The organism is Acinetobacter sp. ATCC 27244 (genome assembly GCF_000156555.1).
GTDB classification, from domain to species: domain Bacteria; phylum Pseudomonadota; class Gammaproteobacteria; order Pseudomonadales; family Moraxellaceae; genus Acinetobacter; species Acinetobacter haemolyticus.
The window spans coordinates 80764-101552 of record NZ_GG665949.1 but is presented as its reverse complement, the minus strand read 5'-3'; the positions used below and the strand labels follow the sequence as shown (position 1 = coordinate 101552).

Below are 20789 nucleotides of genomic sequence, written 5' to 3'. Positions count from 1 at the left end.
ATAATAGCCACAAAAACGTAAACCAATCGACGTTTTGTGTATTGAATTATTCAAATGAAAATTAAGTGAAAGCAGTGGAATGACTGAGACATTCCACTAAACAAGAAAATATGATTGATTTTAAATAATTTTTATTAGAATTTGGTACGCTGTTTTTCGAAAATGAAATCTATTTCGCAATAATCAAACCAACGTCTAATTCTTGGATCATCTTCATATATTGCTCATTGGGTTGTTGATCCGTAAAAATGCAATCCACTTGTTTTAATGATCCTAAACGAATCATTGCATTTCGACCAAACTTACTACTGTCTGCTGCGAGGAAAACCTGACGAGCACTTGAGATAATTTCTTGAGATACACAGACTTCTTGAAAATCGAAATCTAACAATGTGCCATCTTCTTCTATTCCACTAATACCGACTAAAGCATAATCAGCCTTGAACTGTTTAAAAAAGTCAGCGGTTGCTTGACCAATCACCCCTCCATCTGGACGAACACGCCCACTGGCGATCAATACCTCAAAATCTTCTTTAGTACTCAAAATCTTCGCGACATTTAAATTATTGGTGATAATTTTTAGTCCAGTGTGGTTTAACAATGCATGTGCAATGGCTTCTGTGGTTGTCCCGATGTTAATAAACAACGAAGCATGGTCAGGTACAGCCGCCGCCACAGCCTCTGCAATGGTTCTCTTTTCTTCAAGCATGTAACCAACACGGGTGGTATATTCCGTGTTTTCCACCGTTGAATCATGTGCTGCGCCGCCATGATAGCGACGCAGCAAACCTTCATCAGCCAATTGATTAATATCACGACGAATCGTCTGTGGTGTCACATCGAAATATTGAGCAAGCTCTTCAATACTGATATAGCCACGTTCCCGTACAAGCTCAAGGGTTTTTTGTTGGCGTAGTATCAAGCTCATGCTCATCCATCCTATGCTATTTCAAATCAATATAACGCTGTGATTGTTCTGCTTAATCCTCAGCCCAATCACGGGTACGACCTACAGCTTTTAGCCAGCCAGTGTAGAGTTTTTCAGTTTCTTCCTGCGTACATGCTGGCGTGAAAGTATTTTCAATCGTCATTCTACGCTTTAACTCGTTTAAATCCGACCAAAAACCGACAGCAAGACCCGCTAAAAATGCTGCGCCCATTCCTGTAGTTTCTTTCATCGCAGGACGCTCTACAGAGGTGGATAAAATATCTGCTTGGAACTGCATTAAGAAGTTATTTGCAGTGACCCCGCCATCTACACGTAAGGTTCGTAATTTCTCACCAGAATCTTGTTGCATTGCATCCAAAACATCACGCGTCTGATAAGCAATAGATTCTAAAGTTGCACGGATGATATGTTCAATACTCACACCACGAGTAATGCCCAAAATTGCACCGCGAGCGGTAGGATCCCAATACGGTGCGCCAAGCCCAGTAAATGCGGGTACCACATACACCCCGTTACTATCTTTGACTTTGGTTGCGTAATACTCTGAGTCATGTGAATCATTAATCGCTTTTAACTCATCGCGTAACCACTGCACACAAGAACCACCATTAAAAACAGCACCCTCTAGCGCATAGTTCACTTCGCCTTTTGCACCACAAGCAATCGTCGTCAACAAGCCATGATCCGATTGAACCATACGCTCACCAGTGTTCATGAGTAAGAAACAACCTGTCCCATAGGTATTTTTGGCTTGGCCAACTTCAACACACATCTGCCCAAACAATGCAGCTTGTTGATCACCTGCAATACCTGCAATTGGAATACCAATTTCCTGACCACTAATGGTATGCGTATAACCATAAACTTCAGAAGAGCTGCGTACTTCAGGCAACATTGCCTTTGGAATATCTAAAGCCTCAAGCAGCTTGTCATCCCACTGCAAAGTTTCAATGTTGAATAACATCGTACGAGAGGCATTGGTATAGTCTGTAACATGCACTTGACCATTGGTTAATTTCCAAATTAACCATGTATCGATCGTCCCGAATAAAAGCTCACCACGCTCTGCACGCTCACGGCTGCCTTCAACACGATCAAGAATCCACTTGATTTTAGTCGCCGAGAAGTAAGGATCAATTACTAACCCTGTTACTTTTCGCACATAATCTTGCCAGCCATTTTGGCGGAGCTGATTACAAATTTCATTGCTTTGTCGGCTTTGCCATACAATCGCATTATAGATCGGCTTACCTGTTTTTTTATCCCAAATCACCGTAGTTTCACGTTGGTTGGTAATCCCGATCGCGGCAATTTCATCACTAGAAATGCTCGCTTGTGCTAAGGCTTCAACCCAAACTGCGCTTTGAGTCGCCCAGATTTCCATAGGATCATGCTCAACCCAACCTGGTTGCGGGTAAATTTGCGTAAATTCACGCTGAGCAATAGTGATGACATTCGCATCGTGATCCAATACGATTGCACGTGAACTCGTTGTACCTTGATCAAATGCAACAACATATTTTTTTTGACTATCTGTAGAGATCATGACATACCTAACCAGACCTGCCTTATTTTAGGATTTGTTGGACATCAACAGCTCCTATTTGAGCAATAAATTAAACGCCCGAAAAACGGGTAGCAATATCGCAATAAAGCAATGACTTTTGCATTAAATTAAAAACTCGGCAGATTATATGCAAAATTGTTCGTAAACGAAAATTCTTTCTTTAAATTTGAATATAAAATTGACGAAACGCAGAACTTTTAAAGATTCCTAACAATTCAAAATTTATTTTATGCGATACTAAAACCAGAAATAACAGGACGATTGAAATGAAAAAAACCAATTTACTTTTTATTGTGAGCGGTACACTTTTAATTACTGCATGTCAGAGCACTTCACATCAATATAATGGTGAAAAGGGTTATCAAATTGAAAGTAAAACAGCAACTTCCGCAACAATTGCGTATACGCTTTCCGCCCGTGGCAATGCAAATCTAGATGAGAAAAAACTCCAACATGCCTGTAAACAAGTGCTCGGTGCAGAGAGAAATTATAAATTAAACATTCTCAGTACCAATGAAATCATGAACCCAACCAAGCAAGAACAATATGGTGTTCAGCTCGGTAACAGTCGCGCAACTTTTGGTCTATCGAACTCACCAGATTTTAATAATACGACTGGCTATGCAACTCGTCAGGCACTTGAAGCTAAACCAACAACGCTAACTGTTGTTCGCTATACCTGCTCATAATTAACTCATCAGAAACTGGATGTATATAGATCAGAACTAAATACATCCTATTTTACTTATGCTTTTAATACATCACGAATAGATGAATCTTTATCAAATACAGATTTTGCAAAAGGACACAGCGGAATAACTTTGACCTGACGCTGACGCACAAATTCGATTAATGCATCAAGAAGTTGTCGGCCAATACCTTGACCACGAAAATCCTCATTTACATCAGTATGATCAATGATGAGCATTTCTTCGCCGGCCCATGTATAAGCCATCTCTCCAGCGATCACCTCACCATCCAATAGTTTAAAAACACCATGTTTGCCATCATCTGTTTGCTGAATATCCATGCCACTCTCCTGCTCTATTTTGTTTGATTTGGTGTAATTATAAGATCACTTAAATCACTACATGTTTTAACATGCTATACCATAGGATTGTGTTGAGTTTTGATATTTTAAATCAAGTAGAGCCAATCACTTAGTTCGATAAAAGCTTACATTTCTGAACTCTTTGGCTTCATCTAAATCAGGCCACGTTGTCGCGCTCCGCTCATCCAACTTAATATAATGTGGATGGCTAAAGTTTTTCACTCGACTATCTGCAACCCAGACTTCAGGCGCAAACTTCAAAAACTCATCTAAAAAAAATCGGTTACACTGATCATAGAGCACATCAGCTGCAAGCAAAACATCGACTTGTTCAGATTTATACAAATCATCTAAATATTCAAGTTCGACATTATTCAGTAATGCATTTTCACGACATGACGCTAAGCTCACTTGATCAATGTCACAGCAAATAACTCGTTTTGCGCCTGCCATCTTTGCCGCAATTGCAACAACACCTGAGCCTGCCCCAAAATCTAACACCACTTTATCTTTGACGTGATGGGGTTCTGCCAATAACCATTGCGCCATCGCCAAACCCGATGCCCAACAAAAAATCCAATACGGTGTTTCATTCCAAATTCGTCGAATAACCTCATCGTCTAAGCGATCAGTAGGAAATACAGGTGGAATCAACCATAAGGAAATTGGAGTTTCTGGCAGTTGTTGAGCCAATAAATCAGTATTTGGAATAACTTCGTGTAGTGCTTTTAGCAATTGCTCAGGCGCTTTCGCAAATTGGAATGTACAGCTCATCGTTCTTTAATTCTTGAAAAAAACCCCTCTATATTAGAGGGGTCAAAATATTAACCTAAAGCCTTTTCAGCAGCTTCTACTGTTTGGCGAATCAATGTGGTAATCGTCATCGGACCTACACCACCAGGAACTGGTGTATAAGCTGATGCAACTTCTTCAATACCGACTAATTGAATATCACCTACGCCACCGCCTTCACGTGGATGGAAACCAGCATCAACAACAACCGCGCCTTGTTTAATCCAGTCTTTCTGAATTAATTCAGCCTTACCGACTGCACCCACAATAATATCAGCTTGCTTCACCAGCTCAGGAAGGTTTTGAGTACGTGAATGACAAATGGTCACGGTAGCATTGGCTTGTAATAGCATCATTGCCATTGGTTTACCTAAAATCGCTGAACGACCAACAACAACCGCATGTTTACCTGCGATTTCAATCTTGTTTTCTTGCAAAACCGTCATGATACCTGCTGGCGTTGCTGAACCATAAGCAGACTCACCCATCGCCATACGACCAAAACCTAAACAAGTTACGCCGTCGACATCTTTTTCTAATGAAATTGCATCGAAACATGCTCTTTCATCAATTTGTTCTGGAACAGGATGTTGAAGCAAAATACCGTGTACATCAGGATTTGCATTTAATTTTTCAATTTCAGCTAATAATTGTTCTGTGGTGGTTTCTTTTGGAAGTTCTACTTTAAGTGAATCCATTCCAACACGGCGGCACGCATTACCTTTCATACGTACATAAGTTGCAGATGCACCATCATCACCAACCAAGATTGTTGCCAAAATTGGGGTACGTCCCGATTTTGCTTTTAATGCTTCTACACGTACTAACAAATCAGCTTCGATTTGTGTTGCTAATGCACGACCGTCTAAAACCAATGCCACAGCGCATCTCCAAAGTGGGTATCAATCAATAGCGTAAATAATACATGATAATTTGAGCAATATTCTTTTAGATGTTGTTTTTATGTGCATATTCGCTAGAAACACTATTGTTTTTTTCTAAAGATTGCTAATATGTGCATCACCAAGAGATGGCGGGGTGGCAGAGTGGTCATGCAGCGGACTGCAACTCCGTGTACGCCGGTTCGATTCCGACCTCCGCCTCCATTGGTAAAGCCCGAGTGGTGAAATCGGTAGACACAGGGGATTTAAAATCCCCCGCCCACAAAGCGTGCCAGTTCGAGTCTGGCCTCGGGCACCATCCTTCAACTACTGAAGTTTGGTGCAATAAAAATCCAGCGTAAGCTGGTTTTTTTATGTCTGAAATTTATTAAATCAAGAAAGCCAAGTGCAACGACTTGGCTTTTCGATTCAATTCATTATGCGACTTGCTGATTCGTTTGAATCGGCAATAAATCCAAATCTAAATCCAACTGATAGTGTCTAGCAGTATCAACTTGATATTCTGATTTTTTAATTGAATCAACGAAAATCCATTCTGAGTGAACTTTTTCTTCATTAAACTCAACCATCAAATAACCGCGCTGGTTTAAATTACAATAGTTCAACTCATCGATTAAGGTCGTAAATGCAAATTCAAATTGTTGTAGTTGATCAGTTGGAATATTGAGATACTTTTCCATACCCGGTGAAGATACCGAACTGGTTGCAAGCTCAACACCAACAAAAGCGCCATCTTGACTATATAAGTTAGACGACCATGCATTGTGCGTATCCCCTGCTAACACAACAATTTTCTTTTTTAATTGTGCCAAAGTACCATACAGAATTTCACGCTCAGCAAAATAACCATCCCATGCATCCAAGTTATAAGGTGCAACCGTTAGGACACGTGCTTTTTCTTGTAACGTTAAAGTTGGATCACCTTGTTTTAAACGCATCTTTAAAGTGACCAGTTCTTTAATCTGTGCTTGCATTTTGGTTAATGTATCGGCACTTAGCTGGCCAGAAGTAATCTCAGCCAAAGAAAATAACAACTCAGCAGGAATCTGCATTTTACTCATTAAAATCTGTTGGCCTAATACATTCCATGTTGCAGTGGATTGCTGGAGTTTTCCGAGCAACCAGTCTCGTTGATCATATCCCATTAAAGTACGATTGCGATCAGTCAAATCGGCTTGAAATTTTGCGGCATCCAATCCTGAAGCTGTAATGTAATTTGCATAATCCAACTGTTCATCACGCGCAATGATCCGAGTATCCAACATGCTAAGTTGCACTAAATGACCAAAATCAAACTGTCGATAAATCTTAATTTTCTGATCATCTATTGGACGAATTGGCATCCATTCAAAATAGGCTTGTAAGGCTGCCAATTTACGCTCTAAGAATGAACCTTCATTTTCTTGATGATTCTCTGCTCCGTCTTTCCACGTATCATTCGCTAACTCATGGTCATCCCAAACCACGATGAATGGATGACGTTGATGAACTGCTTGTAGGTCTGGATCTTGACGATATAAAGCATAACGTTTGCGATAATCATCTAATTTGATAATTTCCTGATTATTATCAGCAGCTAAGGTTCGCCCTAATTGAACAGCATCTTCTGAAGCATATTCACCTGCGCCATATTCATAAATATAATCACCAAGATGAATAACCACATCGACATTTTGCTTTGCTATCTCACGATAAACATAAAAATAGCCTGCTGGATAGTTAGAACAAGAACACACTGCAAAACTTACTTTTGAGGTATTTACAGCTAAAGTCTTGGTTTGCCCAACAGGAGAAATCTTGTCTCCAAATATAAAGCGATAAAAATAACTTTGGTCCGCTTTCAAATCCGTCGCATCAACTTTTACCGTAAAGTCATCCGATGCTGTGGTGATGACTTTATCGGTTTTAATAATTTGTTTAAATTGTTGATCTAACGCAATCTGCCAAGTCACTTGTAAACGTGCACTCGCATCATTCGGCGTTAATCGAGTCCATAAAATGACACGGTCCTGCAATGGATCACCACTTGCAACGCCATGCTCAAAACTGACTTTCAGCGAATGGTTTTCTTTATCTGAACTGTTATTACATCCTGTTAAACTGGCAGATAAAGATAAAGCCCCAAAACCAAATAAACTTTTTTGAATCAGTTCCCGTCGTGAAATTTTTGCTGTCATTGGATAGCTACCTTAGTTTTTATCACTACAAATAGCTAAAAATAAGTCTTTGATATGAAACTTTGATCTCAATTTGATGAATAAATGATGAAAATCAACCTAGTTTTATCCGATAAACACATGAATTGATTGAAAAGAAAGCAAACAATCAGTTTTATACTTGCCAAGTTTTAAAGTGTCCTCTATTATTGCGCTCATGCCCGAGTGGTGAAATCGGTAGACACAGGGGATTTAAAATCCCCCGCCCACAAAGCGTGCCAGTTCGAGTCTGGCCTCGGGCACCATTCTTCTACAAGTGAAGTTTGGTGCTAAAAAATCCCAGCGTAAGCTGGTTTTTTTATGTCTAAAATTTAATAATCAATCACTTGAAAATTGGGATGCTCAGCAAGCTGTTGTAAATAATGGCGTTCTTTTTGATAAAAATATTTATACATGCGATTTACCCACTCCCCGCGCCGAAAAGTAAGTACCTTTTTGTTTACCCCATCATAATTTAATAAAACAACATCGCCTTCATCCTGATTCAATAAAGTAATTCGATAACTATGTTGGGCATGTAAATGGGTTGCACTTTGTTCTCTGACAATTTCAACTTTATGCTCACCATCAAGCCAATAATGTTTATCAATTAATGCTTTTTCATTCACCCAAAAACCTGTTTCAGCACCATCATAAGTATCAATCAAGAAGAAGTGATGTAATTCTCTCAATAGCTCAGATGCCGTGATATCCAAATAATCATTCATATATTGTTCTACCCATTCAAAATTTTTTATGACTTGTTGGCTTAATACCGCATTTTTATAATCTAAATTGCCTTCAGCGTTTGTGGACCACACGTTGATTACAACTTTATGAGCAATTTTTTTGAAAGACCAGAACTGTTGATTTTAGGCAAGTTATTATCATTTAAAAAATTTGCTCTTTAATCTCAAAGATATATAGCCAATTTTATAGAATCAATCTTTTTTTCTTAGGCTGTGATAAAAATCAGATAAATGAAAAATTATGTAAAATCATAATCTTGTATAAAAATAATCGGTATAGCTTTTTTAAACTTATATTTATGATTTTTAACGTGATTTAGAATCATCATGAAACTAAATCACGTAATGTCGATCAACGATCAGACAAGCTATTCGTCGCGAGTTTTCACATCAAAAAGCTCAATTTCAAAAATTAGATTTGAATTGGCAGGAATAATTTTTCCCATCTTACGCTCACCATAGGCAAGATGTGCAGGTACGATCAATTTACGTTTTCCACCGACCCGCATTCCCATAATGCCTTGATCCCAGCCTTTGATTACACGTCCTGTGCCGATCACTGTTTCAAAGTAATTTCCACGATCAAGTGAGGAATCAAACTGTGTTCCATCTTCCAACCATCCAGTGTAGTGTGTGGTAATTAATGCCCCTTTGACAGCTTCTTTACCTTCACCAACTTTCAAATCAATAATTTGTAATTCTGCACTCATTTTTATCTCTCCAAACGAAATAGATACTATCGAAGATTATTGTAACTGTTGCCATTGGATATCGATCTGTCCTTTGTCACTTAACAAAGTCCACTCCCCATCCATGATATTGAGTTGTAATTGCATCGTTCGTTCACACAATTGTTCCAATGCTTCGCTGGTTGGTGCTGCCAATTGCCAAACTTCAACATTGTTCAATGTTTTGATTTTAGTGTTTTTTTGCCACCAATCTTGCGCTTGACTTCCGTAGGTAACAATCGCAACACGTTTGCATCGTGCACTTGCCTTTTTCACTTTATCTTCAGAAGGACAACCCACTTCAATCCATTTTTCTAATAAACCCGTTAAATCCTTCTGCCATAAGGCTGGCTCATCTGTTTCAAATAGATCTTTGGTGAATTCTAATTGCTCATCAGCATAACGAGCATAAGCCAGAATACGAACCATTAAACGTTCAATGGTTTCTGAAGGATGTTGAGCAAGTGTTAATTGATAATCCGCGTAAATGTGATCATCCATATTGGCAATATTAAGATCTGCCTTATATATCGTTGCTTTTAGCGCCATGAATCATGTCCTCAAATTTGGCGCTAAGCATACTCTATTTTGCTCAATAAATGCGGAGATTCATATTGATTCTAAGCCATCTACGCGACAAGCCAACAACTGAGTTTCAAATAATAACCAATCATGTTGAACTGAATCCTGAATAATTACTTCGATTCGATTATCAATACTTTCCTCTGAAGATTTATAATTGAATTGCTCAGGATTAAAATTAAAACTTTTCCAGCCCTGATCGGTATAAAAGATTGCTTTGATTCGAATCCAATCCTGTTGTGTACATAATAGATCTAAGACATCATAAAACTTGAATTGCCATCGTTTCGGAAATTTCCATCCAGCTACGGTATAGCCTTGAGCTGTTTCTACATAATGATAAGGGAGCTGTTTGATTTCTTGCGTCTCGCTCTCATTTTGCTGAGTCATTTGCTGACGCAGTAACGGCTGAATTTTTCGTTGCACTGGCACTAAAGGTAAATCAAGCTGTAAAAGTGGAACTTGCCCATTTTCAGCTTCAATCCAAGACTGCACATAAGTTTGATATTCTTGTTTTAATTGAATATAGGCTTGCTGATCATCATCATTCATACCGTCTTTGTGCGAAATTACAACGACTTGTGCAGCCTTTAATTGATCGGTATAAAGATGCTGTTGCACCCATGGTTTGTCATGTAAACGGCTACCATCAACCACGACCACCAATGCACGCATATCCAAGCTACTGTGCCAATGTGGTTCAGTCAACTGCTCCAAAAGTTGCGCTGGATGCCCCAACCCAGTTGGTTCAATAAACAGTCGATCTGGTTTACTTTCACTCAGTAATCGAGATAACGCGATCTGCATAGGCAACTGACTACTGCAACACAAGCAGCCACCTAATAATTCCTTGACTGCATAACCTGACTGCTGTGTGATCAGTTGTTGATCAACACCAATTTGCCCAAATTCATTCATGAGAATTGCCCAAACCTCATTTTTCGGTTTTTGGGTCAATAAATGCTGCAATAGCGTGGTTTTACCCGCCCCTAAAAAACCAGAAATAATATGAGTTGGAACTGCTTTGCGAGCAATAATTTTCACGACATACTCAAGAATAAGAATTTAAGGAATTGTAATGCGGAAAATTGTAGAAATAAAATTTTCCTCTCAAAATTACAAACTTTAAAATAACCACATTAATAAAGAATAAAGTGATATAAATCACATTAGCGATCTAATATCCATATTTAAAATTAAAATATAAATGAATTATCCAATTAAGTTAATCTTATCAACTCTTATTAAATGTTTAATCTGCGTAAATAATTAGTTTATTTTTTATCCAAAAAAACATATTTTCATACATTTTAATTCTGAATTCTTTGCTCAGGGTTTACAGAGTAAGTACATAAACATGAGTAACTTTGCGAATTGTTAAGATCAACGTAATAGATTGTTAAGAACATTGCCGCAATGAACTTTGGCACATAGCATGGAGCACATGTCTAGATTCGTGGTTAATCTACAAATTTAGGCTGTTTTTATTGAAACTGAAATTAAGGATGCCAACAATGAAACTTATCAAAACTCTTCTTGCGACAACACTTACACTTGCTGCGGCTACAACTTTCGCTGCAACTGCTGATGAAGTGCAAACTGAAGCTCAGACTGACGAGCGTGTTGTTGTTTCTACTCAAGAACAACCAGCTACTGATGCATCAAGTGAAGCTGCTCCAGCATCAGCACCAGTTGCAAACTAATACGACATAGATTTAAAACTTACCTCTGCTTTTAAATCGGTTTATTATGATTTGACCCTATTTCATAATAAACAAAAAAAAGATCGAACCATGCTGCGGTTCGATCTTTTTTATAGATATCATTTTTAAGAAGAGGACTTAAAAATACTACATGAAGGCTGATGCACCTCTTGTAAACGCATTTCTTTGCGTTGTTCAGCGGCCTCAAAACGGCAACGTTTCCAGTCTGTGTTTAAGTTTAAAGGCGGAACTTGTTTCGGTTTACGCTCCTCATCGACCGCAACCATTGTGAAATAGCAAGTATTGGTGTGTCGTATCGTACGATCTTGAATATTTTGTGCTTCCACTCGGATCCCGACCTCCATTGAGGTACGTCCTACATGGTTGATACTTGCCAAGAATGTGACCAACTCACCCACATAAATAGGTTCTTTGAAATTTACTTTATCTACTGACAGCGTAACAACATAACTTCCTGAATAACGACTGGCACATGCATACGCCACTTGATCCAACAACTTTAGAATCGCACCACCATGAACATTGCCTGAAAAGTTGGCCATGTCAGGTGTCATCAGTACTGACATCGTGAGCTCTGATTGATCATCAGGAATTTGATTCATTTGGTCTAATGGATTCATAGACAAGGACTCACAAAAAAAGCGTTCTTTCTTATTGAATATTATGCGCCATAATTAGTAGAAAGAGAGACTAAATTTCATTGATTTAGTCTCTCAATTTAATCCCTAAAATCGATGTTTCAATTATCTATTTTTTTATTGTGTTGATTGGATAAGACCTGTTACTCCATTGACAATCATATCTACCGCAATCGTACCAATCAGCAATGCAGATAAACGACCAACAATATCAAAATAGCGGTCGATGTATTTGGCATGTTTATATCGTAAATGATCATGCCCATATTTCATTAAAATCAAAATACTACAGGTCAAAAATAAAGTGAGTGTAATCACAGCAACCGCGCTAATAAAAGGCACAGTAACCCCTGTAACAACAGCAGCACTAATCGTTCCTGGGCCAATCATAAATGGCATCGCAATAGTTCCAGCAAGATGTTCGGGCGCACCGCGCATTTCACCAATTGTTTCCGCACCTTGGAATACATAACGATAGCCAATGACCAAAAAGATTAAACCACCAAAGATTTGGAATGATTCAAAACGCACATTCAAATAACGACTAAAAATACTTTCCCCACCCCAAGCAAACAATATAAATACAGCTAAAGCAATAAAACTCCCCTGAATCAAGGCCTTGTTAAATATCTTAGCATCGGTATTGCGAATCATCCCCACCATATAAACACTCATTAGGAAAGGATTTAGCAATGAGAAAAATAAAGCAAATGCATGAACGTGCGCTGATAACATAAATAACTCTTTATTGGCAGCAAAGGTTAAATGATTTTAGATTTTGACAGATTAGATGAATAGACACTAAATCGTTTAGGAATTTATAAACGTTTTACAATTAGACGTTACATTGTTTAATGGATCATCTTTATTTAATTCAAATGTTACACCCAATCCGAGCATACGCATATGCAGATTGGCTTGTGATGCATTGATCGATTTTACGTTAAACTTTAGACCTTGATCGCTATAAAGCACGTCATTCACTAATTTTACTCGGTACGACATGACTTCTTTGCTATTATCAATACAAAGTTTTCCATGGCCTTGACGATTTAAATGTAGTACCGCGGATGCTTCTCCGACTTGCCCTGACCAATTGCCAGAAAATGGAAGTTGTGTCGTGCTAAGTTGATTAAATTGCTCAGATGACATTGTCGTAATCGAAGTACAGCCGACAAGTCCAAAAAACAAAATACTTGATAAAAAAATATACTTCACAACCAACACCCAAATAATAAAAAAGCAAACAATTACAATTATTTTCCCATAGCCGAAAGCGGTATAAATTGTAGGGTATGTATACACCGGGTATGGGATGTGTAACTGTTCTTGCAATGCAGTTTTAAAGTTACTCAAATCATAAGTTGTTTATTCATCCATTTTTAAATTACTTACCATCTGTTCTAAGTTATTTCGAATCAAATAAGCCAAGTTTATATCAATACCTTGCAGCATTTGTTCTTCGATTTTTTCAACCACAATATTGCACTCATGTAACTTATTTAGCCCCTGATCCGTCAGTGTCACCAAAATACGACGCCCATGAGTCGGGTCTGGCGTTTTTTCAATCCATCCATTACTAAATAAATCCTGAAGAATTTTATTTGCCGATTGGGGTTTAATAAAGGAGCGTTCAGCAAGTTTAGCATTAGATAAATTACGCTTAGATGCCAACACAGATAATGCTGTAAACTGTGGCAAGCTAATGTCCAATGGTTTTAATTGCTCTGTTAAATGTTTACTAATAATACGATCAACACGGGCGATCATATAACTTAGTCTAGGTTCATCTTGAATTGTTGTTGGAACTATATTTGAACGTGCCATAAATCATCATTCATCATAAAAAAAACAAAAAGTATGAAGCTACTGCTCCATACTTTACTAAAGTTGCAACTTACTGAGCACTTGTGCTTTGTACTAAATGTACAGGCTGTTTAGGCTTTTTGACAAGCAACAAAGCAGAAATCGCAGCAATAAGAATAACGGGGATACTTGCACCAATCACGATTGTTGAACTTTGACCAAGTGATAATAGGAAGCCTGCCATCAAAGGTCCTGCAAATGAACCTATCCGACCGATTGCAACTGCTGAACCAACCCCAGTACCACGCATTTCAGTTGGATAATACATCGCAGCAAGACCATATAAGGCAGACTGCCCACCGACAATGAATAGACCACACCCCACTGCTGAAAGGACAAGTAAAGCAACTGTTGGAGAAATAGATAAACAGCATAATGACAGTAATATGCCAGTATAAATTAATTTAATCACAAAGCTCATACGTAGCTTATCGAGCATCATGCCCATTAAGATCGATCCAAAAATTCCGCCGATGTTATAACCCATTTGAACATAATTAGCTTCGAATTTTGACAAACCTTGCGCGCCCATCAACAATGGCAACCAATTCAGCAGGAAATACAAAACGACGAGTGTACAAAAGAAACTGATCCAAATTTGGATCGTAGACATACGACGTTCTTTTGCAAATAAAACCTCAAAAAATGGAATGGCTGTTTGATGTTGTGTTTTACGCTTTAAATAATCACTTGATTCAGGCAAATATTTAATAATTAAAGGAATCAATAAAATGGGAGCAATGCCGCCAATATAAAAAATATGCCGCCATTCACTATCCCCTGCCAATAACATTGCCACAACAGAAGTGAGCAAACCTCCAAACGGAATACCACTATACATCACACTGACTGCTGTTCCCTTATATTGATCTGACACAGCCTCAGATGCCATGGTAATCATAATAGGTAACGCCCCCCCCCATCCCCAAACCAGTTAAAAAGCGAATCAACAACAGTAAGTTATAATCAGCCGCAAAAGCTGTGAGTAACGACATAATTCCAAATAATAAAATGCTTAAGATCAGAATTTTTTTTCTACCTACAATATCTGCTAATCGACCACCCAAAATTGCACCAGGAAGTGTTCCAAGAATTGCAGCACTAAATGCCCAAGCCATTTGAGCATTGTCTAACATAAATTCCGCCCGCATACGTGGTGCGGCGACACCCATTGATTGAAGGTCAAAACCTTCAAAAATTGCGATTGCAAAACAGAGCAGTAAAGTTAATTTTGCACTGCCCGACTGTCCAAATACTTTTTCCATTACCTTGTCCTTTTTCGACCAATCTATCCATTCAGCCCTTTTTGTGTATTGTTTATTAAACACCCTTAAAATATCAGTTAAACTTACTTAAAACACAATATTTTTTTCGATATATTTTATAAAAAAATTATTTTTACAACAAATTATTTTAAATTTTATATACTTAAAAAATATTTAACCAAAATATCAAAAAAGACTTGAATGTAAGTTTAACTGATATTAAATTAAATCGCAGAACACAAAAACGTCACTTCAAGGAGTATGACCATGACATATGAAAATCGCTGGGAAACCGTAGAGGTTAATATTGAAAATGGAATCGCATGGGTTACCTTAAATCGCCCAGAAAAAAAGAATGCCATGAGTCCAACACTTAACCGTGAAATGATTGATGTGCTTGAGGCTCTTGAGCTTGATCAAGATGCTAAAGTTCTGGTGCTCACAGGTGCTGGAGACTCTTGGACAGCGGGTATGGATTTGAAGGAATATTTCCGTGAAGTCGACACTCAACCTGAGATTTTTCAAGAACGCATTCGCCGTGACTCATGTCGTTGGCAGTGGCAACTTCTTCGCATGTATTCAAAACCAACCATTGCTATGGTCAACGGCTGGTGTTTCGGAGGCGGTTTCTCACCATTAGTGGCGTGCGATCTTGCGATTGCAGCTGACGAAGCAACTTTTGGTTTATCTGAAATCAACTGGGGTATCCCACCGGGCAACCTTGTCAGCAAAGCAATGGCTGATACCGTAGGGCATCGCGCATCTTTGTACTACATCATGACGGGTAAAACATTTGGTGGTAAAGATGCTGAAACTATGGGATTAGTGAATAAAAGTGTACCTTTAGCACAGCTAAAAGCCGAAGTAACGGAACTTGCGAATTGCTTACTTGAGAAAAATCCTGTGGTACTTCGAACCGCTAAAAATGGCTTTAAGCGTTGTCGTGAACTGACTTGGGATCAAAACGAAGATTACTTATATGCCAAGCTAGATCAATGTATCCACCGCGATACCGAAAATGGTCGTCAACAAGGTCTGAAACAATTTTTAGATGAAAAATCAATTAAACCGGGTTTACAGAGTTATAAACGTACTGGTTAACTTTTGATTCTTTAATGGCAATATAAGGACACAACCCATGCAAAATGTACAGTTACTTATTCACGGTCAATCTGTTGATGCATCAAATCAGGCAACTTTTGAGCGTATTAGTCCAATTGATGGATCAGTAGCGAGCAAAGCCGCTGCTGCAACTTTGGAAGATGTTGATCGTGCAATCGATTCGGCACAACAAGCTTTCAAAGTATGGTCGAAACTCTCGCCTACCGAACGCCGTTTACGTTTATTAAAAGCAGCCGATTTAATGGACCAAAAGACCGAGCAATTCATTGAAACTGGAATGCAAGAAACAGGTTCAACTGCGACATGGTATGGGTTTAACGTTCATCTTGCTGCCAACATGTTACGTGAGGCCGCAGCCATGACCACACAAATTGACGGAAGTCTGATTCCGTCAGATGTGCCGGGCAATCTTGCGATGGGTATACGAGTTCCTTGTGGTGTGATTGTAGGAATTGCACCTTGGAACGCCCCTGTCATTTTGGCAACACGTGCGCTTGCTATGCCTTTGGCTTGTGGCAACACCGTTGTATTAAAAGCATCGGAGGCTTGTCCAGCAACCCAACGTTTGATTGGTGAAGTGTTACATGAAGCAGGTTTGGGTGAAGGTGTCGTGAATGTGATTACGCATGCCGCCGAAGATGCACCACAAATTGTGGAGCGTTTAGTGTCTCATCCAGCGGTGAAGCGCATTAATTTTACCGGTTCAACCAAAGTCGGAAAAATTATTGCCGAGACTGCGGCTAAATATTTAAAACCTGTTTTACTTGAATTGGGTGGTAAGGCCCCTGTCGTGGTTTTAAATGACGCAGACATTAATGAAGCCATAAATGCTGTTGCTTTTGGCGCATTCTTTAATCAGGGGCAAATTTGTATGTCGACCGAACGTGTTTTGGTTCAAGACAAAATTGCCGACCAATTTATTGAAAAACTGATTGAAAAAACTCGCTCTATTCGAGCAGGTAATCCAACCTCAAAAGACAATGTACTCGGTGTTTTAGAAAGTCGCCGCGCTGCAAACCGTATTCAGCATTTGTTGGAAGATGCTCAAAACAAAGGTGCTGACTTACCTTTAGGTATTCATATTGAAGACACCACCATGCAACCGACGCTGGTACTCAATATTAAACCTGACATGCTGCTTTACCGCGAAGAATCATTTGGACCTGTATGCACAGTTCAACGTTTTTCAAGCATTGAAGAAGGCGTAGTACTGGCAAATGACAGCGAGTTCGGCCTTTCTTCGGCAGTGTTTAGTCAAAATATTTCACAAGCACTGGAAGTGGCTCAACAAATTGATTCGGGTATTTGTCACATTAACGGCGCAACCGTACATGACGAAGCTCAAATGCCATTTGGTGGAACAAAATCGAGTGGTTACGGACGTTTTGGTAGTAAAGTCTCTGTTGCCGAATTTACCGATTTACGCTGGATTACGATTCAAACTCAATCACGTCATTACCCGATTTAATCGGACTAATGCGGAAAACGACATATTAAATAAAAATTGCATGATGCAAAAAAATAAAGCGCAGTGATGCGCTTTCCATGGAGTGAAAGAAATGCAAATGAATGCCACTCAATCACAAGACCGCGAACGGTTCGTAAAATTAGGGCAACATGATATTCATTATCAGCATAAAGATGACACGCTCTATATCAGCCCAAAAGAGCAATTAAAACTGTATCCACAAAAACTGACAGATCGGTTAATTCATTTTGCCCAAACCAAACCAGACCATATTTTTGCGGCAAAACGCAATGCTCAAGGTGAATGGGTCAAACTGAGTTATGCAGAAGTTCTACAACGTGCATGGCACATTGCTCAAGCATTACATGATCGTAATTTAAGTCAAGAAAGACCACTGGTCATTTTAAGTGGTAATGATCTCGAACATTTGACACTCTCAATGGGCGCCATGCTAGCAGGTGTGCCTTTCTCGGCTATTTCCCCTGCCTACTCTCTTATTTCTCAAGACTTTGGCAAACTTAAACATGTGTTTGAAGTGCTTACGCCTGGTATGGTCTATGCCAGCGATGGACAAGCCTTTGCCAAAGCGATTCAAGCATGTATTACGCCTGAGATTGAAGTGGTGACCAATAAAGGAATAGTGGGCGATCAAATTTGCACATCTTTTCAGTCGCTATTAGATACACCAGTTTCAAATGTTCAAGAGTTTTACCAAACCCTTGATGAAAACCAGATTGCCAAATTCTTATTTACGTCAGGTTCAACCAAATTGCCTAAAGCTGTACCGACCACGCATTTAATGTTGTGTGTTAATCAGCAAATGTTATTGCAGACTTTCCCTGAGTTTGAAGAAACGCCGCCTGTCCTACTCGACTGGCTGTCTTGGCATCACACCTTTGGCGGCAGTCACAATGTCGGTATTGCGCTCTATAACGGCGGTACCATTTACATTGATGACGGCAAACCCGTTGCAGGAAAATTTGACGAAACCATTCGTAACCTCAAAGAAATTTCTCCAACCGTTTATTTAAATGTGCCAAAAGGTTGGGAAGAACTCACCGAAGCGTTAGAAAAAGATGAAGAATTAAGAGAGCGCTTTTTTGCTAAAGTTAAAATTTTATTCTTTGCAGGTGCAGCGCTTTCAGAAGCGGGCTGGAACAGACTCGATAAAATTGCTCAGCAACATTGCGGAGAAAAAATCCGCATTATGAGCGGATTGGGTATGACCGAAACTGCTCCCTCTTGTGCTTTTACCACTGGCCCACGTGTAATGGCTGGCTTTATTGGTTACCCTGCTCCGGGATGTGAAATCAAGCTGGTTCCATGTGGTGACAAACTTGAGTTTTGCGTTCGTGGCAAACATGTCATGAAAGGTTATTGGCGCTTAAAAGCAGACCAGCAAAGCACTGTATTTGATGAGGAAGGCTTTTTCCATACTGGTGATGCGGTTCGTTTAGTCGACATCAATGATCCGACTAAAGGACTGATGTACGACGGACGAATTGCCGAAGACTTTAAACTCAATACGGGGACTTTTGTGAATGTGGGCACACTACGCAACAAAGTACTCATTCAAGGTAATTTACTGGTTCAAGATGTTTGTATTACAGGTTCAAACCTAAATGCGGTTGGCTTTTTGATTTTTCCAAAACTAGATGCTTGTGCTCAACAAGCTGGCCTTAAGCTGGGCGAACATTCTGCAGCAGAGATACTACAGCATCCTAAAGTCCAGCAATGGTTCCGCCAATTTTTAACCACCTTTAATAAAGATGCGACCGGTAGCTCAAATACAGTCTCAATGCTTTATTTAATGACCGAGCCACCTCAACTCGATGCAGGTGAAGTGACCGATAAAGGCAACCTCAATCAAGGCAATATTACCAAGCGTCGTGCTGCTTTAATTGATGAACTTTATCAAAAACAGGCCGAAAACCCACTGATTATTCGGGTACCCACTTTAAAGCAATAAGCAATTGAAATAAAAAAGGAAGCTCAAACTTCGGTTTGGGCCTTAGCCTCACTTTTGCCTAAAAAAAGGTTCAACATGCCACACGATACAGAATTTGAACTATTTCGAGACAGCTATCGCAGGTTCTTAAGAGAACAGGTTGCTCCGTATTACGAACAGTGGGAACACGATGGCCTCATCCCGCGTGATCTATGGCTTCGTCTTGGGAAAAATGGCTTTTTGTGCGTCGATGTACCCGAGGAATATGGCGGCTATGGTGCTCCTGTTCATTACTCCCTCATGCTGGTTCAAGAAACGGCTCAAGCGGGCTTTGCATCTTTGGCAGTTGCCATTGGCGGGCAAAATGAGCTGGTCTCTCCTTACCTGCAAAATATTGGAACTGAAGAACAAAAACGTTATTGGCTACCAAAAATGGTGACAGGTGAAGTCGTCACTGCAATTGCCATGACCGAAGCGAATGCGGGTTCAGACTTACAGGCTATACGCACTCAAGCCATTTTAGAAAATGATCATTACCGTATTAATGGTTCAAAAACGTTTATTTCAAATGGTTTGCATGCCGATCTGATCGTTCTGGTGGCGAAAACTGATCCTCAAGCCAAAGCAAAAGGTATTTCAATTTTATTAGTCGATGCCACTTTAGACGGCGTTAAAAAAGGTCGCTCTTTACAAAAAATCGGGCTCCATGCTCAAGATACAGCTGAACTGTTTTTTGATGATGTTTATGTGCCTGCAAGTCAACGTTTAGGTGAAGAAGGACAAGGCTTTGCTTATTTAATGCAAGAGTTACCTCGTGAACGTTTGAGCATTTCTATGATGGCTTTGGGATCAATTTTAGGCGCCATCGAACTCACCAAAGACTATGTACTGGAGCGTAAAGCTTTTGGACAACCGTTAAGTCAAATGCAAAACACGCGCTTTGTGCTCGCAAACGCGCAAATAAAAGCAAAAGCTGCCCAAGCTTTTGTAGATCAATGCGCCGCACTATATCAACAACACCAGTTAAGTGTCACTCAAGTTGCCGCATTGAAATGCTTTATTACCGATGCTCAATGTGAAGTGATTGATCAATTACTTCAGCTTTTTGGTGGCTACGGTTATATGCAGGAATATCCGATTTCACGCTTTTTTGTGGATGCGCGGGTACAAAAAATTTATGGAGGAACCAACGAGATTATGAAAGAAATCGTTGCCCGTGAACTACTCGGAAAATAATTCGATT

Annotated in this window: 20 protein-coding genes, 3 tRNA genes and 1 pseudogene; 9 read left to right on the top strand and 15 right to left on the bottom strand. The window is 39.4% G+C overall.

The window, feature by feature from the left end:
* Window positions 1-169: 169 nt before the first annotated feature.
* Together HMPREF0023_RS00460 and glpK are read right to left on the bottom strand one after the other, a co-directional pair.
* On the bottom strand, window positions 170-928 hold the full coding sequence (locus HMPREF0023_RS00460) for a DeoR/GlpR family DNA-binding transcription regulator (protein ID WP_005081720.1): 759 nt from the start codon (window positions 926-928) through the stop codon (window positions 170-172).
* 52 nt (window positions 929-980) lie between these two features.
* Window positions 981-2495, bottom strand: a complete 1515-nt coding sequence (gene glpK / locus HMPREF0023_RS00455; protein ID WP_005081717.1) for a glycerol kinase GlpK — start codon at window positions 2493-2495, stop codon at window positions 981-983.
* Window positions 2496-2782: 287 nt separating this feature from the next.
* Between glpK and HMPREF0023_RS00450 the strand changes: the two genes are divergently transcribed.
* Complete coding sequence (locus HMPREF0023_RS00450; protein WP_005081715.1) at window positions 2783-3205, top strand: hypothetical protein; 423 nt, start codon at window positions 2783-2785, stop codon at window positions 3203-3205.
* Between the two features lie 56 nt (window positions 3206-3261).
* Here HMPREF0023_RS00450 and HMPREF0023_RS00445 read toward each other — a convergent pair whose 3' ends face one another.
* From HMPREF0023_RS00445 to folD, 3 genes are all read right to left on the bottom strand, one after another.
* Window positions 3262-3546 (bottom strand): GNAT family N-acetyltransferase, encoded by a 285-nt coding sequence (locus HMPREF0023_RS00445; protein ID WP_005081713.1) that lies wholly within the window; start codon window positions 3544-3546, stop codon window positions 3262-3264.
* 126 nt (window positions 3547-3672) lie between these two features.
* On the bottom strand, window positions 3673-4341 hold the full coding sequence (locus HMPREF0023_RS00440) for a class I SAM-dependent methyltransferase (RefSeq protein WP_005081711.1): 669 nt from the start codon (window positions 4339-4341) through the stop codon (window positions 3673-3675).
* Between the two features lie 50 nt (window positions 4342-4391).
* Entirely contained in the window at window positions 4392-5240 is an 849-nt protein-coding gene (gene folD / locus HMPREF0023_RS00435) for a bifunctional methylenetetrahydrofolate dehydrogenase/methenyltetrahydrofolate cyclohydrolase FolD (RefSeq protein WP_008940893.1), read from the bottom strand.
* 151 nt (window positions 5241-5391) lie between these two features.
* On the opposite strand from folD, the gene HMPREF0023_RS00430 reads away from it, so the two are divergent.
* Together HMPREF0023_RS00430 and HMPREF0023_RS00425 are read left to right on the top strand one after the other, a co-directional pair.
* Window positions 5392-5465 (top strand) — tRNA-Cys (locus tag HMPREF0023_RS00430).
* Between the two features lie 8 nt (window positions 5466-5473).
* Window positions 5474-5559: transfer RNA gene (locus HMPREF0023_RS00425), tRNA-Leu, on the top strand.
* 118 nt (window positions 5560-5677) lie between these two features.
* Here HMPREF0023_RS00425 and HMPREF0023_RS00420 read toward each other — a convergent pair.
* Window positions 5678-7438 (bottom strand): alkaline phosphatase D family protein, encoded by a 1761-nt coding sequence (locus HMPREF0023_RS00420; RefSeq protein ID WP_008940892.1) that lies wholly within the window; start codon window positions 7436-7438, stop codon window positions 5678-5680.
* Window positions 7439-7636: 198 nt separating this feature from the next.
* Between HMPREF0023_RS00420 and HMPREF0023_RS00415 the strand changes: the two genes are divergently transcribed.
* Window positions 7637-7722 (top strand) — tRNA-Leu (locus HMPREF0023_RS00415).
* A 66-nt stretch (window positions 7723-7788) separates the two neighbouring features.
* On the opposite strand, the gene HMPREF0023_RS00410 is transcribed toward HMPREF0023_RS00415, so the two are convergent.
* The 4 genes from HMPREF0023_RS00410 to HMPREF0023_RS00395 form a co-directional block, all read right to left on the bottom strand.
* Window positions 7789-8184, bottom strand: coding sequence for a hypothetical protein (locus tag HMPREF0023_RS00410; RefSeq protein WP_026056310.1), 396 nt, complete (start codon window positions 8182-8184; stop codon window positions 7789-7791).
* Window positions 8185-8573: 389 nt separating this feature from the next.
* Entirely contained in the window at window positions 8574-8915 is a 342-nt protein-coding gene (locus tag HMPREF0023_RS00405; protein WP_004638294.1) for an FKBP-type peptidyl-prolyl cis-trans isomerase, read from the bottom strand.
* A 36-nt stretch (window positions 8916-8951) separates the two neighbouring features.
* Entirely contained in the window at window positions 8952-9482 is a 531-nt protein-coding gene (locus HMPREF0023_RS00400) for a YaeQ family protein (protein WP_005081702.1), read from the bottom strand.
* A 60-nt stretch (window positions 9483-9542) separates the two neighbouring features.
* Window positions 9543-10559 carry a CobW family GTP-binding protein gene (locus HMPREF0023_RS00395; RefSeq protein ID WP_005091236.1) on the bottom strand — a complete coding sequence of 339 codons (1017 nt, stop codon included), beginning with the start codon at window positions 10557-10559 and terminating at the stop codon, window positions 9543-9545.
* 470 nt (window positions 10560-11029) lie between these two features.
* On the opposite strand from HMPREF0023_RS00395, the gene HMPREF0023_RS00390 reads away from it, so the two are divergent.
* Window positions 11030-11218 (top strand): hypothetical protein, encoded by a 189-nt coding sequence (locus tag HMPREF0023_RS00390; protein ID WP_005081698.1) that lies wholly within the window; start codon window positions 11030-11032, stop codon window positions 11216-11218.
* A gap of 125 nt (window positions 11219-11343) precedes the next feature.
* Here the strand turns inward: HMPREF0023_RS00390 and HMPREF0023_RS00385 are convergent, their stop codons facing one another.
* The 5 genes and pseudogenes from HMPREF0023_RS00385 to mhpT form a co-directional block, all read right to left on the bottom strand.
* Window positions 11344-11859, bottom strand: a complete 516-nt coding sequence (locus HMPREF0023_RS00385) for an acyl-CoA thioesterase (protein ID WP_004638290.1) — start codon at window positions 11857-11859, stop codon at window positions 11344-11346.
* 135 nt (window positions 11860-11994) lie between these two features.
* Window positions 11995-12612 (bottom strand): MarC family protein, encoded by a 618-nt coding sequence (locus HMPREF0023_RS00380; RefSeq protein WP_004638289.1) that lies wholly within the window; start codon window positions 12610-12612, stop codon window positions 11995-11997.
* Between the two features lie 75 nt (window positions 12613-12687).
* Entirely contained in the window at window positions 12688-13095 is a 408-nt protein-coding gene (locus HMPREF0023_RS00375; protein ID WP_392390270.1) for a J517_1871 family lipoprotein, read from the bottom strand.
* 150 nt (window positions 13096-13245) lie between these two features.
* Entirely contained in the window at window positions 13246-13704 is a 459-nt protein-coding gene (locus tag HMPREF0023_RS00370; RefSeq protein WP_005081694.1) for a MarR family winged helix-turn-helix transcriptional regulator, read from the bottom strand.
* A 70-nt stretch (window positions 13705-13774) separates the two neighbouring features.
* A pseudogene (mhpT, locus tag HMPREF0023_RS00365) lies at window positions 13775-15008 on the bottom strand (3-(3-hydroxy-phenyl)propionate transporter MhpT).
* A gap of 261 nt (window positions 15009-15269) precedes the next feature.
* Between mhpT and HMPREF0023_RS00360 the strand changes: the two are divergent.
* The 4 genes from HMPREF0023_RS00360 to HMPREF0023_RS00345 all read left to right on the top strand — a co-directional run bounded on the left by HMPREF0023_RS00360 (window position 15270) and on the right by HMPREF0023_RS00345 (window position 20782).
* A complete protein-coding gene (locus HMPREF0023_RS00360) occupies window positions 15270-16109 on the top strand; it encodes a p-hydroxycinnamoyl CoA hydratase/lyase (RefSeq protein WP_004638285.1) in 840 nt (279 codons plus the stop codon).
* Between the two features lie 37 nt (window positions 16110-16146).
* Complete coding sequence (locus HMPREF0023_RS00355; RefSeq protein WP_005091246.1) at window positions 16147-17598, top strand: aldehyde dehydrogenase; 1452 nt, start codon at window positions 16147-16149, stop codon at window positions 17596-17598.
* Window positions 17599-17680: 82 nt separating this feature from the next.
* A complete protein-coding gene (locus HMPREF0023_RS00350) occupies window positions 17681-19567 on the top strand; it encodes a feruloyl-CoA synthase (protein WP_171057906.1) in 1887 nt (628 codons plus the stop codon).
* 75 nt (window positions 19568-19642) lie between these two features.
* Entirely contained in the window at window positions 19643-20782 is a 1140-nt protein-coding gene (locus tag HMPREF0023_RS00345) for an acyl-CoA dehydrogenase family protein (RefSeq protein ID WP_005091252.1), read from the top strand.
* Window positions 20783-20789: the final 7 nt, after the last annotated feature.

Excerpts from the sequence above, each read along its gene's own strand:
- glpK (WP_005081717.1), bottom strand. The coding sequence starts at position 2,495 with ATGATCTCTACAGATAGTCAAAAAAAATATGTTGTTGCATTTGATCAA.
- HMPREF0023_RS00355 (WP_005091246.1), top strand. The coding sequence starts at position 16,147 with ATGCAAAATGTACAGTTACTTATTCACGGTCAATCTGTTGATGCATCA.
- HMPREF0023_RS00370 (WP_005081694.1), bottom strand. The coding sequence starts at position 13,704 with ATGGCACGTTCAAATATAGTTCCAACAACAATTCAAGATGAACCTAGA.
- HMPREF0023_RS00390 (WP_005081698.1), top strand. The coding sequence starts at position 11,030 with ATGAAACTTATCAAAACTCTTCTTGCGACAACACTTACACTTGCTGCG.
- HMPREF0023_RS00460 (WP_005081720.1), bottom strand. The coding sequence starts at position 928 with ATGAGCTTGATACTACGCCAACAAAAAACCCTTGAGCTTGTACGGGAA.
- HMPREF0023_RS00360 (WP_004638285.1), top strand. The coding sequence starts at position 15,270 with ATGACCATGACATATGAAAATCGCTGGGAAACCGTAGAGGTTAATATT.
- HMPREF0023_RS00440 (WP_005081711.1), bottom strand. The coding sequence starts at position 4,341 with ATGAGCTGTACATTCCAATTTGCGAAAGCGCCTGAGCAATTGCTAAAA.
- HMPREF0023_RS00400 (WP_005081702.1), bottom strand. The coding sequence starts at position 9,482 with ATGGCGCTAAAAGCAACGATATATAAGGCAGATCTTAATATTGCCAAT.
- HMPREF0023_RS00380 (WP_004638289.1), bottom strand. The coding sequence starts at position 12,612 with ATGTTATCAGCGCACGTTCATGCATTTGCTTTATTTTTCTCATTGCTA.
- HMPREF0023_RS00405 (WP_004638294.1), bottom strand. The coding sequence starts at position 8,915 with ATGAGTGCAGAATTACAAATTATTGATTTGAAAGTTGGTGAAGGTAAA.
- HMPREF0023_RS00385 (WP_004638290.1), bottom strand. The coding sequence starts at position 11,859 with ATGAATCCATTAGACCAAATGAATCAAATTCCTGATGATCAATCAGAG.
- HMPREF0023_RS00345 (WP_005091252.1), top strand. The coding sequence starts at position 19,643 with ATGCCACACGATACAGAATTTGAACTATTTCGAGACAGCTATCGCAGG.
- HMPREF0023_RS00450 (WP_005081715.1), top strand. The coding sequence starts at position 2,783 with ATGAAAAAAACCAATTTACTTTTTATTGTGAGCGGTACACTTTTAATT.
- HMPREF0023_RS00410 (WP_026056310.1), bottom strand. The coding sequence starts at position 8,184 with ATGAATGATTATTTGGATATCACGGCATCTGAGCTATTGAGAGAATTA.
- HMPREF0023_RS00420 (WP_008940892.1), bottom strand. The coding sequence starts at position 7,438 with ATGACAGCAAAAATTTCACGACGGGAACTGATTCAAAAAAGTTTATTT.
- HMPREF0023_RS00445 (WP_005081713.1), bottom strand. The coding sequence starts at position 3,546 with ATGGATATTCAGCAAACAGATGATGGCAAACATGGTGTTTTTAAACTA.